Source organism: Rossellomorea vietnamensis NBRC 101237, assembly GCF_001591825.1.
Taxonomy (GTDB): Bacteria; Bacillota; Bacilli; order Bacillales; family Bacillaceae_B; genus Rossellomorea; species Rossellomorea vietnamensis.
Genome location: NZ_BCVQ01000044.1, coordinates 1 through 11,692, shown reverse-complemented (window position 1 = coordinate 11,692; position 11,692 = coordinate 1). Strand labels below are relative to the sequence as shown.

Annotated in this window: 10 protein-coding genes; 3 read left to right on the top strand and 7 right to left on the bottom strand. The window is 44.0% G+C overall.

What is annotated here, in order from left to right:
• Positions 1–365: 365 nt before the first annotated feature.
• The 6 genes from BVI01S_RS17520 to yfcC form a co-directional block, all read right to left on the bottom strand.
• Entirely contained in the window at positions 366–680 is a 315-nt protein-coding gene (locus BVI01S_RS17520; protein ID WP_061811091.1) for a YbjQ family protein, read from the bottom strand.
• A gap of 199 nt (positions 681–879) precedes the next feature.
• Positions 880–1,197, bottom strand: a complete 318-nt coding sequence (locus tag BVI01S_RS17510) for a YxlC family protein (RefSeq protein ID WP_061811089.1) — start codon at positions 1,195–1,197, stop codon at positions 880–882.
• Complete coding sequence (gene sigY / locus BVI01S_RS17505; protein ID WP_034763219.1) at positions 1,181–1,714, bottom strand: RNA polymerase sigma factor SigY; 534 nt, start codon at positions 1,712–1,714, stop codon at positions 1,181–1,183. Before sigY ends, BVI01S_RS17510 begins: the two co-directional genes overlap by 17 nt.
• 422 nt (positions 1,715–2,136) lie before the next feature.
• Entirely contained in the window at positions 2,137–3,405 is a 1,269-nt protein-coding gene (locus BVI01S_RS17500; RefSeq protein ID WP_061811088.1) for an MFS transporter, read from the bottom strand.
• Between the two features lie 328 nt (positions 3,406–3,733).
• Positions 3,734–4,909, bottom strand: a complete 1,176-nt coding sequence (iadA, locus tag BVI01S_RS17490) for a beta-aspartyl-peptidase (protein WP_061811086.1) — start codon at positions 4,907–4,909, stop codon at positions 3,734–3,736.
• Positions 4,910–4,966: 57 nt separating this feature from the next.
• Entirely contained in the window at positions 4,967–6,469 is a 1,503-nt protein-coding gene (gene yfcC, locus BVI01S_RS17485; protein WP_061811085.1) for a putative basic amino acid antiporter YfcC, read from the bottom strand.
• A gap of 165 nt (positions 6,470–6,634) precedes the next feature.
• Between yfcC and BVI01S_RS17480 the strand changes: the two genes are divergently transcribed.
• Positions 6,635–8,695 (top strand): sigma-54 interaction domain-containing protein, encoded by a 2,061-nt coding sequence (locus BVI01S_RS17480; RefSeq protein ID WP_061811084.1) that lies wholly within the window; start codon positions 6,635–6,637, stop codon positions 8,693–8,695.
• Positions 8,696–9,038: 343 nt separating this feature from the next.
• Positions 9,039–9,557, top strand: coding sequence for a universal stress protein (locus BVI01S_RS17475; RefSeq protein WP_034763212.1), 519 nt, complete (start codon positions 9,039–9,041; stop codon positions 9,555–9,557).
• A gap of 61 nt (positions 9,558–9,618) precedes the next feature.
• On the opposite strand, the gene BVI01S_RS17470 is transcribed toward BVI01S_RS17475, so the two are convergent.
• On the bottom strand, positions 9,619–10,071 hold the full coding sequence (locus tag BVI01S_RS17470; RefSeq protein ID WP_034763211.1) for a helix-turn-helix transcriptional regulator: 453 nt from the start codon (positions 10,069–10,071) through the stop codon (positions 9,619–9,621).
• Positions 10,072–10,254: 183 nt separating this feature from the next.
• Here BVI01S_RS17470 and BVI01S_RS17465 point away from each other — a divergent pair, with 183 nt between their 5' ends.
• Positions 10,255–11,652, top strand: a complete 1,398-nt coding sequence (locus BVI01S_RS17465) for a cryptochrome/photolyase family protein (RefSeq protein WP_061811083.1) — start codon at positions 10,255–10,257, stop codon at positions 11,650–11,652.
• Positions 11,653–11,692 lie beyond the last annotated feature (40 nt).

Below are 11,692 nucleotides of genomic sequence, written 5' to 3'. Positions count from 1 at the left end.
GTCAGAATCGCATTCCCCAGGTGGGGGTGATTCTGTTGTGCCTTATAGACGTCCGTCTTCATGAATGGACATAAAAAAGCACAGATTATAAACATAACCTGTGCTCGTGAATTCATATGAAATCATTAAGGAGTTACCGGTCATGTGATGATATGAAATTGATTTGAAAAGCCGCTGTTGCTCCTTGAGATCCATTCACTTTCATCATCACAAACCCTCCATTCGTTACCGTTTTTTATTCCATTAATAACCATACTACAGGACCTTAATTGTGTCAATATTATTTTTATTGATAATTTTCTATATACTATATGGTTTTCTTCTGTATTCGGTAACCATCTTTCCTCTATTTCACTACAGTCTTATCATTCAACAGTGACCGCCGTACCATAAGCAATGATTTCAGAAGCGTTCTGCATGACGGAGGATGTTTCGAGACGAACAGCCACCACTGCATTCGCTCCTAATTGAGAGGCTTCCGCTTTCATGCGGTCAATAGCCTGCTTTCTTGCTTCCTCCATCAGTTCGCTGTATTCACTGATTTCACCGCCGATGATGGTCTTTAAACCTGCAATGATATCCTTTCCGATATGCTTAGCCTGTACCGTACTTCCCCTCACGAATCCCTTCAATTCCTTGATTTCCTTTCCTGGTACATAATCTGTGGTTACAATGATCATGATTTTCTCTCCCCTTTTCTCCTAAAAACTTTTTTCGCGAATATGAAATAAAAAATGATGGGCACCGGGCACTGAATCAGCCCCCAAATCCCCCAGAACCAATACTGATGTCCACTCCTACGTGCATCGATGAATAAATAGATGCTTTGGACCAAAAGAAGGGGAATGACAATCGGCAAGATATAAAGCTCTTCTCTTGTCATGTCCTTTTCACCTTTTTCGTATAAGTCCATCCAATAAATATCAAAGCTCCTGCGAAAATGAGAACCTGTAGGAGAAGAAATAGAATCGGCATTTGAAACAAAGTAAGGGAGAAAACGGTCAGTAGGCAGCAAGCGAGAAGAAGAAAGAGTATCATATCTCGTTTAAACCTTGCTTGTAACTGTTCTTGCTGACCCTCGACCAATTGCTCAAACCATTGAAGGGACGGAGTACTTTCATCTACTTCACGATCAATGGATTGAAAGCCTTCATCTATCAATTCCTTTAGCTCATCCTGTTCATGTTTGTTGTTCATCTATTTTCAACTCCTTTCTCATCTTGGTAATTCCGTGATGTACCCTGGATTTAACGGTCCCTGGTGGCAGTTCCGTCATTTGACCGATTTCCTCATATGAATATCCGTAATAGTGTTTCAAAATGATAGGAAGCCTCACTTCATCTGAAAGTCGTCCCAGTACGGCTAATACATCATTCCACTCTTCATTCCTCGATTCCATTTCCCACTTGAGCTTTCTACCATTCATCTCATCCCTTTGCCAATCCTTTTCTCTTTTGCTTTTGCGCTGAAGATCGATATACCGATTGGTGGCGATCGTAATCAGCCAGGAGGAAAACTTGGATTTTCCATTGTATTGATGGATTTTCTCCACACATTTAGCCATTGTGTCCTGAGCAAGCTCTTCTGCCAGATCACGATTCATCGTTACTTTGATCAAATATTTCACTAAAAAGGGGTAATGTTCTCTAAAAAGAAGAGCAAAGGCTTCATGGTTCCCTTTTTTCGCTTGCTTAATCCATTTTTTCTCTTCCATCCTTTACTGTCCTTTCTATCCCCCGGCAGGTGAGTTCATTGATAAGACGTACATGAAGAAAAAACGTTCATAAAATGATTATACTTTTTAAAAATAATTTTCATTCTTTTTATAATAGCGGTTTATTAAACATTTTTACTGTTAAAGAAGCGAGTGCTGGTTGATTTCCGCTACAGGTGCTCGCTTTCCGCGGGGCTGGCGGTGAGCCTCCTCGGCTACGCCTGCGGGGTCTCACCTGTCCAGCGTTTCCCGCAGGAGTCGAGCACCCTCCGCTCCAATCAACTATCAAAGCATATTTACTTATGAGTAAAGGAAAAATCATTTTTTCCTTCCAAACCACATTATTTTCAAACGATTGAAGAGGTTTATAATATAAAAAACCCCTACTGAATCATCTTGCCCAATTCAGCAGGGATGTTTCTTTAACTATTTAAAACGGCAGAATGTGGTTCTTCTTCCTTTACGTATTTAGGCAGGATGATGGTGTAGAATACGGCTACGATGATGAGGCAGCCTCCGACGAGCCAGTAGAGCATTTCAACTGTGATCACAGACGGGAATGTCATGGCGATGACTCCCAGGGTGATGGATTGAGAAAGCATCATAAGGGGGTTGATCCATCCCTGTACTCTCCCCATCATCTTAGGGTCAATGATACTTGGCATCCAACCCCCGATTGCAATGTTTACAAGTGGCAATCCCAGTGCAGCAATGAAGATGATCATCAGAAAAAGCCAGGTGGTCGGGGCAAACGATGCTGCGATGATAAAGGTACCCGATATCACGAGACCTGCCACAATCAATACATGAAACTTGAATTTTTGGGTGAGCATGGAGGAGAAGATACTTCCGATCAACACTCCTGCCCCGAAGGCTACACCTAATAGAATGGAATATTCCTCATAAGAATCGGGAGCCAATTTATATTTCAATATAAAAATAGGGATGACCGCAAATCCACCGTTCACAATGCCGAATACGATAAACCCTCCAATCAATGATAGGAGCAGCTTATGATTGAAAATATATTTCATTCCTTCTGTAAAGTCTTTAGTCACAGATTGAATGTTCAAATCTTTCCAGGAATGCTTCCCATTTGGGAGCCTGACTTCTTCCGGAATGACACATTTCTTAATCAGGATGGCAGAGATCACAAAGGTAACGAAGTCAACCGCAATGGCACCGTAAATCCCTGTCGTCCAATAGACAAAGATGGCAACGGCATTTCCGAGTAGCATAAACAAGCTCATAACCATTTGGTTGAGTCCGGCAGCTGTAGAATAATCATCCTTTGAGAGGACCCCCTGCAGGATTCCTTGTTCTGCCGGGAAGAAAAATTTCTGGACACCGCTTCTTAGGAAGAGAACCGTAAAGATGAGCGGAAGCCAGCCTATGAAGATGGCACCGAATAATAATAATGTGAGAATAGCACTGATCGTATCACAGTGATAGGCAATTTTTTGGCGGTCCAATCTGTCAGCGAACACACCTACAAGGAAAAACACGAGAAGAGTCGGGAGTGAATACATCATTTCCGTAATCGATGCATACATGGGCTGCTCAGAAAAGCGATCAAGCAGATAAAACATAAACGCTGTCAGGCCAATCACACTTCCCATATGCGAAGTAAAGTTAGCGAAGAATAATTTTAAAAATATTGGATTCTTAAAGATTTCAATCATTTTTTTCATAACATCCGTCCCCCATCAATAAGTAACTATCTTTATCATATGGAAATGACCTTAAGGACAGTAGGGGCTTCTGGTGGTTTTTTCCTCCGTCTCGGGTCGGATAAGGTTTAGGCGCCTCTACAAAAAGGGGAATGATTTTTCGTTTCGCTGATATATTCGGTATTTCGCTGATAAAAGTAATGTTTTCGCTGAAATATTCGGAATACCGCTGATATATTCCAGATTTCGCTGATAAAATGAACATTTCACACGTACCGCTCTAATCGATCATTCAAATTCAATAAAAATAGCCTGGAGCACCAAGGCTCCGGGCTATCCTTTCTTTCCATCACTGTTCAAATGTCCCTTTCACGATTGCTTCCCCGTTTTCCACCATCAATTTCCCTCTGGCGAAAACCGTATTCACGTCAAGGGTTTCCTGATCCAAAAGGACAAGATCAGCGTCCTTTTCGACTTCCACGCGACCTTTTTGCTTTAGTTTCAGGATTTTCGCAGGATTCGAGGTAATGACCCTGATCGCTGTTTCCAAAGGGATGTTTTCCATCAGAACGGCATCCTTCACTTCTTCATAGAGGCTTGACACCTGACCGATCTGCAGTCCGATCAGCTCTCCATCACTATCAAAATTCGGCAGACTTGCTTGTCCATCAGAGGTATAGGTGATTTGTTCCACCGGTACGCCCGCATCGAGCATGCGTTTAAGCGCTTGACTGCATTTCACTTCCCCGTCTTCCAGAAACTGAGGGATGGTACTTGTTGTAAAGTCTACATAGCCGCCTTTAAGTGCATATTGGATCCCTGCTTCAAAAAGATGGGCATTCCGGTTGATATGAGTCGGATAGAACTGCTTGATCGGAATATCCGTCGTCTCGACAATCTCTTCCAGCAGGTTCAGATGATCATAACTATCTCCGACGTGGATATTTACAATCCCGGCTTTCCCCGACAACATCCCTCCAATCCTTGCGGCGGAAGTAATTTTCGCTAACTCGTTTACCGTCGGCTGAGATGAGCGGTGATCGGCTATCGCCACTTCACCCACTCCAATGATTCTATCGACTAAGATGATATCATCCTCAATCTTTCCGGTTAGGGTTTTCAAAGGTACCTGGTATGAACCGGTTTGCGTATAACAGGTAATCCCTTCTTCCTCCAGCCCCTTCGCTTTGGCTATGAGGCTTGCCATCGTCCTCGTCGTCCCGTCTGTGCCGATGACACCGACAAGGGTGGTGATTCCTGAGAGCGTGGCCTGAGTCAATTGGATTTCAGGGGTTCTTGTACGGAAGCTCCCTTCGCCTCCTCCGCCCATAATATGGACATGTGAGTCGATGAATCCGGGTACAACATACTTCCCGGTTGCATCCATCACTTTTATATCCACAAATTGACCGGGAAGTTCAATCTTGTCTTCAATGAAACCTATTTTATCCCCTACCAGGAGGATATCCTTTTTCCCTAGATATGCTGGAGCATAAACTTCCCCGTTTTGTATTAGTGTTAACATGATGGTTGCTCCTTTCACTATTTATTCATAATCGAGCCTGACCGGAAGAATGGCTAATTAAAATCCAATGAGCGTTGCTGTAATGACAAAGATGGATGATAGGACGAATAGAATAAGCATGAATTTTAAAATGAACCTAGCCCACACACCCCAATCGACCCGCGCTGCCCCAAGTGTACCCATAAGGGCTGCAGAAGTCGGAACCAGGATATTCGTTAATCCATCCCCCAGTTGGAAAGCCAGTACCGATACTTGGCGCGTGACGCCTGCGATATCGGAAAGCGGGGCCATCAATGGCATCGTGAGCGCTGCTTGACCGGAACCGGAAACCACGAAGAAGTTGAATACAGATTGGAATACATACATACACCATGCGGAGATGGCTTCCGGGAAATCACCGACTACCTGCCCTGCACCATATAATACCGTGTTCAATACAGAGGGTGCATCCGGTGCGTCTCCACCAAGGATGATGACGATCCCTTTCGCCATCCCGACCACTAAAGCTGCAGGCAGAAGATCTTTCGCTCCGTCGATGAAGCCGTTTGCTACATCATCCCAACTCATTCCATTTAATTTAAACAGAACCCCGATGATCCCTGCAACTAAACCAATGGTAAAGAATTGGCTTGCAATCTCAGGAATATAATAGGCATGTTCCACTACCCCCCAAATGATCCAGGCGATCCCCACTACTACTGTAAGGATGACGAGTGAATGTCCCAAAGTGAACTTCGCATGTAAGTTTTCCACTTTACCTTCTTTCCTGAAATATTCATCCGTTTTGTAAGAAAGGCTTCGTTTAGGATCCTTCTTGATCGCATTGGCATATCTCCAAGTGTAAATGATTCCGACCAGCGTAAAGACGATCCACATGACAATTCTGAAGCCGGCTCCTGATAGAACCGGTACACCGGAAACCCCTTGAGCGATCGCTACCCCGAATGGATTCATCCACGATGTGGCAAACCCGATCTGAGTGGCAACATACGTGATCATAATCCCTGTGATGGCATCATATCCAATGGCAATCATGATCGGAACGAGGATCATAGCAAAGGCGATGGCCTCTTCCCCCATTCCAAAAACGGCTCCACCTAATGAAAATAAGAAGAACATGATCGGTATGATAAGGGACTCCTTCCCTTTGGTCCGATCGATTACCTTGAGGATCCCTTCTTCGATCGCCCTTGTTTTCATGATGATTCCGAAGGCTCCCCCGATAATGAGGATAAAGGCCACTACCCCAACGGCCGAGCCCCATTTATCCCCTGATACAAGACCTTCAAATACATAATTCAGGAAACCTATCCCACCACCAGGTTCAAAAAGGCTTGTTCCTTCCCTGATGAGGTTTCCATCCTCATCTTTTAAATAACTGAACGAATCCGGATCCAGGACTGTTTTGGTTTGTTCTTCCCCATCCTGCATATACGTGATTTCTTCTGTAGCAAATTGCCCCTTAGGTATGACATAGGTTAAAATGGCAGCCGCAAGTACGACGAAAAACACAATGATAAACGTATGCGGTACCTTCCAAGCTTTTTGTTCTTTCTCCATTTTTTATCCCCCCGTTTGACAGATTAATAACCTTCATTTTCTTATATGCAAGTTCCATGCCAACCCCTTATTATCTGAAAATACAAACTTCAATCCCATTAATGGTTGAAATGGGTTAGAATATAGATAACCAAAAACCTTTCATTAACCATAAGGAGGATTCAAATGAAACGTGAATTAATTCTATTAGCCGGTACAAAGGAAACAGAGAGAGCCCTGAAGGAACAGTTACAGTCCGTTTTTGGCGAACTGATCCATATTACCAGTTATGCCTGCGATGAGGGGATTCCAACCTATTTCACACATGAACTGATTGTATACTCATCTTCTCTGATCGAGCCTGAAGTACAGGAATATATCGATTTCGATTCCTGCACCATCATCAAAGCCCGCCGTACGGTGAATTATGAATACATAGACCGCATATTTGAATTACCTCCGGGAAAGAAGATCCTTTATGTGAATGACTTCATCGAGACGGCCCAAGAAGCCGTCGCCACCCTGAAGCGTCTCGGTATAGATCACGTGGACTATATTCCCTACTCCCCATCAGGAGGAGGGGATACGAAACAGATCGATATAGCCGTTTCTCCAGGGGAGATGGCGAGCATCCCCTCTTCCATCCCCCAAAAAATCGATATAGGTGTCAGACTGATCGATTTGAATACGATCATGAAAATCATCCACCACTTTCAATTATCAGAGAGATTGACCTTTGATATTACAGACCGTTATACAAGGAAAATCATCGAGCTCAGTCAGAAGCTCGGTGCCATTAACCGTCGGGCCAAAACATTAAACAAATTTTTAAATAAAGTGGTCGATGGAGTGAACGACGGAATCCTCGCCTTTCAGGAGGATGGGGAAATCACCGTCTTCAATGAAGTACTCGAAAGAATGATCGGGATTACCGCGGCTCACGCTAAGGGGAAGAAATTGAGCAGGGTGTTCAAAAACATCGAGCTCAATCGTTTCCTGACCTCAGAGCAGGATGAAGATCTGGAATACTTCACACTCCGGCAGCAAAATGTCATGGTGTATCGCTTCCGTCTGGAGGCAGAAGGTGTCATTGTGGCTACTTTCAAGGATATGGAAGAGACCATTGAAATGGAGAAAGTGCGGAAACGCGAGCTCCAGCGAAGGGGATATATCGCTAAGTATACATTCGACAGCATATTAGGGAACAGCCCTCTTATTAAAGACACTAAATTGATCGCAGAAAAACTTGCAAAAAGCGAGCTGCCGATATTGATTTATGGTGAGACAGGGACTGGGAAAGAGCTGTTTTCCAGCGCCATGCACAATGATTCTTCCCGTAAGAACAGTCCATACCTCGCTGTTAACTGCAGCGCCTTGCCGGAGGACCTATTGGAAAGTGAATTATTCGGTTATGAGGAAGGCGCCTTTACGGGTGCTAAAAAGGGGGGCAAAAAAGGATTATTCGAACAAGCCGATGGAGGCACCCTGTTCCTTGATGAAATAGGCGATATCAGCTTAAAGCTTCAGGCGAGACTTCTAAGGGTGCTTCAGGAAATGGAAATCAGAAGGATTGGAGGAAACAAAAATATCCCGGTGGATGTGAGGATCATCGCTGCTACAAACAAGGATCTTCAAGCCTTAATCATTGAAGGTACGTTCCGGGAAGACCTCTACCATCGATTAAAAGTGTTATCCTTACAACTTCCAAGTCTCAGGGAAAGAAGTGAAGATATCCCCCTTCTTATCGAACACTTCCTCGGAATGGAACATAGTAAAATCACCACGATCGACCGTGCCGTTTTGGAAGCCATGAAGAAAGCACCGTGGAAGGGAAATATCCGGGAACTAAAAAATACACTCCTATATATGATGACCGTAGCTGGGCACAACAGGCTGACTCTGCAAGAATTACCGAGAAATGATCATAATTTCACTGAGATAGAGCAAACTAACGGTACCTATTCTCCGGCGGAAATCACCATGTCTAAATCCCAGGAGTATATCAACATCCTGACTGCATTAGTGGGATTCTTTGAAAATGGAGAAAGGGCAAGCAGGGAAAAGATCCATTCTTCACTCCAACAAAGTCCGACCCCGCTCTCCGTTCAACAGATCAGGACAAGATTGAGCGAATTACAGGATTTAGGATTCGTTTTCATCCAAAGAGGGAGAATCGGAACTGAAATAACACCTGCAGGAGTAAATTGGCTAAACGAACAGAGGGAGAATGTTTTAACCAGTCGATAACGGGGTATCTTACCTTTAACCGGTTAGATACAAAAACATTCTTCACGATACAATAAGTCGAGGTGATTTTCATGGTACGTACGATCTTAATGGTCATTGGCGCAATTGTTGTTATTGGCTGGATCATCAGCATGCTTTAAGAGGAACCCCTATCAGCCAAACATTATTCTTGCAATTATTTGAGTTATATTATTGAAAGCGAAGGAGCAGAATGGATCTCCCCCCATTCTGCTCCTTATTTTTATTTCAAATAATCCACACTCCATCTCGGGAATCTGCCAAAGAAGATTAAAAATTCTTTAAACGGGTAAACAACAGATATCCCAATGTTGAGGTGATTAACGTGTATAGACATATTCTATTAGCTTACGATGAAACAGATGCTAGTAAAAAAGCTTTAGACGAAGTATCGAAATTAATGAAAAGTTCTATAGACTCTAAACTGACCGTGCTTCATATTTCAGACGAAAAGACAGCGAATGAACCTCGTGACAACTTCACACCGACTCATGCACTCGCTGATACGTCTCCCGGTTTTGACAACCAGTACATGGGGAATCTATCGGTCTCCCCTGACAACAAGGTCCGTGACGAAGATAGGCATGAAATACAGACACCTACTTCCACTCACCCGTATTTAGTAAATGCGAGGGAAAAACTTTCTCCTCATGGAGTGGATGCCAACTACATTCACCTGTCAGGTTCTGAAGCGAAACGCATTTGTGAATACGCCAAGGAAATACAAGCCGACCTGGTTGTCGTTGGAAGCAGCGGCAAATCCGGCATGAAGAAATGGGTACTGGGAAGTGTAAGCGAAAAAGTCACACAAGACTGTGAATCCAGTGTCCTTGTAGTAAAGTAAAATCATTAACAAAGAGGAGGGACGGACCTTAAAAGGTCCGTCCCTCCTCTTTGTTATGTATCTAATTACTCGTTAATTCATCCAATCGCTTATGGCTGCTTTTCTCATCGAAACTGCTATAGATCCGGTAGTCCTCTGCATCGAGTATTCGATAATGCTTGCTGAACAGATTTTGTTGAAGAATGTATTCGTCGGTCTTTTTGATATCCTTCCACCAAATCTTGCCACCAAGTGTTTTTTCCTTCCTGTAATCAATGCCTTCCCGGGCGATGGTCTCGATGACCTCAAGGGGTTCTCCACCAAGACTGGTCGTTAACGTTTCACTATCCTTGAATAACGCACAAATGGCGACGGCTGCGGTCCAGCTAGCCATCACTCTACCCTTTTCAATCTGTACGAGGGTTTTTTTCGATAACCCTATGACAGTAGCCATCTTATCCTGCGTATACCCCGCCTCTGTCCGTACCAGCCTTAATTTATCAGAGATGATTAATATGATTTCTTCTTTTGTCATGGTTTCACACCTTAATCGTTTATAGTGTAATATTACACCTATTTCACACCTGTTTTCAATCCCAATCAAACATCTTAAATTTTGAATACAAATCAATGATTCATTATACTTCTACTTAGAATGCATGTAATCATTTTTGTAACCATGCGCTGAAGATAGCATCATTTTAAAGGAGGAATCAAGGTGGAGGATCCCATCATCGTTCTGATCAGAGAGGACTTACGGATTCATGATCACCCCGCTCTCTATGCAGCTTGCCAGGAAGGGAATGTGATCCCCCTATATATACTAGACGAGGAAAGCAACCTAGGCGAAGCAAAGAAGTGGTGGCTGCACCGGAATATCGAGGCCTACCAACATTCCCTTCAATCGATTAACGGCAGACTATGGCTGGATAAGGGGAACGTGGAAAAAGTCCTTTCCAAATGGGTGAAGAACACCAACGCAAAGGCTGTTTACTGGAATCGGACATACGACCCCGACATATACCAAAGGGATCGTTCGATGGCCGAGGCCCTGTCCTCCCAAGGAATCCAGGTCAAGACGTTCGAGGGAACCCTCCTTCTGCCCCCCTGGAAAATCAAAAAGGATGACGGTACTCCATATAAGGTGTATTCAGCTTATTACCGATCACTCAGGAAAGAAGAAATCCCAAAACCCCTTCCAGCTCTTAAACGGATGGAGGTTCCACAGCTACAAGACGATGGGATGGTCCTGAACGATTTGGATCTCCTTCCGACCATCCCCTGGTATCACATCCTGGAAAGCATATGGGACCCTGGTGAAGAAGCGGCAATCAAAAGAATGAACTCATTCCTCACTAAAAGATTAGATGATTATTCAGAAGGAAGAGATTTCCCGGGCAAGGGACTGTATTCCACCTTGTCACCTTATTTGGCTCTCGGGATCATTTCCGTCAGGAGAATCTATCATGCCCTCCTCGATATGGAGAATAAACCGATTGAACCATTTATTAAGCAGCTTATATGGAGGGAATTCTCCTATTCAGTCCTCCTCCATTATCCCGAGTCACCGACACGTCCACTAAATGAGAAGTTTGCCGAATTCCATTGGCAAAGTGATGAAGAAGGTTGGGAGAAATGGACAATGGGCAAAACCGGTTATCCCATCGTCGACGCAGGGATGAGAGAATTGTGGGCAACCGGTTTTATGCATAACCGGGTGCGAATGATTGTGGCATCCTTCCTGACGAAGCACCTGCTCATCCCATGGCAAAGGGGAGCAGAGTGGTTTCTTGATACCCTGATTGACGCAGACATTGCCAACAATTCAATGGGGTGGCAGTGGGTGGCAGGCTCAGGATTTGATGCAGCACCTTACTTCCGAATCTTTAATCCGACCCTTCAAAGTGAAAAGTTTGATGAAGAAGGGACATATATACGGATGTGGGTCCCTGAACTAAGTCAACTCCCTAATCGATATATACACAAACCCTCAGACGCTCCCGAAGATGTGCTGAAAAAGGCAAACCTTACCCTTGGAGCGGATTATCCATATCCAGTCGTTGATCACAAAGCAGCCAGAAAGAGAGCATTGGCGCATTACGAGGAAATAAAATAATGCAAAGAAAAGGACCCGATACGATCGTATCGGGTCCTTT